The 1,467-nt window shown below is 64.8% G+C and carries 2 protein-coding genes; both read left to right on the top strand.

Features of this window, described 5'->3' with window-relative positions:
• A partial coding sequence (locus G6N75_RS12250) for a hypothetical protein (RefSeq protein ID WP_206203103.1) occupies positions 1-267 on the top strand: 267 nt, incomplete at its 5' end.
• A gap of 500 nt (positions 268-767) precedes the next feature.
• On the top strand, positions 768-1,467 hold a 700-nt coding region (locus G6N75_RS12245), incomplete at its 3' end, for a hypothetical protein (protein WP_206203102.1).

Genomic DNA, 1,467 nt, shown 5'->3' with positions numbered 1-1,467 from the left:
GCCTGCTACGCCTGCCATGTGCCGGGCTTCGACATCCTGCCGGGTGCCGACGTGGCGATGGCTTCGACGGTCGAGACGGGTGAGCCGCCCTTCGGCGACCAGCTCAACGACGTGCTCGAGGGCGCCCTGGCCTCCTCCTGCATGACGTGCCATCGCAGCGGCGATCCCGCTGTGGAAGCCGCGCTGAAGGCGCATGCGTACCAGAACGGCTGGACCCCGCAGGCATTCCCTGAGGGTCGCCAGACGATCATCGACGCAGTCAATTAACGACGAAGGTGGCGGATGGGCCCTCGGGCCCATCCCTCCCCACCAAAACCACGACGGCCGGGAGAGCGATCTCCCGGCCGTTTTCTTTGGTCCAGTCGTTGTTCGGGTTGATTCTCATTACCACTACGGTGCGTAAATTCCCTGATTGGATAACGGGTTAATAGGTCGCACCATCCTCATGACGCAGTCCGCAAGGAGGCTCCAGCTCAGGAGTCCGGATGTGTTCTTTATCGGGGGCGCCTCGTGTCCCTTGGGAGGCAACAATGAAGGCAAAATTGACTATGGCGGCAGCGCTTGCGCTTGCTGCCTTTCTTGGTTTGGCGGGTTGTGAAGGCGACGACGGCGACCCTGGGCCGCAAGGCCCGGTCGGAGACACCGGGCCGCAGGGGCCTGAGGGACCTCCGGGCGAAGATGCCGTAGTCACGCCCATCGAGTCCTGCGCCGTTTGCCATGACTCCGGCGCCTTTGCAGATGCGCTCGCGGCTCACGCCGTTACCGGCGTGCCGACGATCAGCGGCGTCGTGCTCGCTGACGACGGCGCGGGTAATGTCGTGGTCAGCTACAACCTGCTGATCGATGGCGAGCCCGTCGAGGACTTCACCGTGACGGACTCCGACTACATCTACACCGGCGGCATAACCCTGCCCGCCGGCGCCGATGACCCGGTATCTCTGGGCGACGGCGACTACACCATCACGATCCCGGGCGGCGTGGCCGCGGCGGGCACGGCGGCCCGCTTCTTCCTGCGGGTCACCAATGGCATGACGAGAGCCGTGGTGTCGGGGGATTTCCCCGCGCCCGCTTTCCCGGATATCGCCAGCGATGCTGCCTGCGGTGACTGCCACGGCCCGAAGGGCCTGGTGGTTCATGCCGGGTTCGGCTACCCGGGGATGGAGTCATCCGAGTGCGTGGTCTGCCACAAGGCCGAGGGCGGCCTGCCGTTCCTCAGCTTCGAGGACAGCTACGTCGGCCTGATTCATGGCATCCATAATGCCCACAACTTCCCCGACGGGGTCTATGTGTACGGCACAGACGAGTTCGCCACCACCTATCCGACGTACATGACCAACTGCAGCGTTTGTCATAGCGAGGAGCCGCAGCTGGCGGCCGCGAACGCCATGCCGGTCACGGGTCCGGGCTGCTTCAGCTGCCACGGCAGCTTCGAGAGCTTCGACTTCGAGGCGGGCAATATCCACCTGG

Source organism: Thioalkalivibrio sp. XN8, assembly GCF_011058255.1.
Lineage (GTDB): Bacteria > Pseudomonadota > Gammaproteobacteria > Steroidobacterales > XN24 > XN24.
Note: the sequence above shows the minus strand (reverse complement) of the source record. Positions and strands in the feature narration are given on the sequence as shown.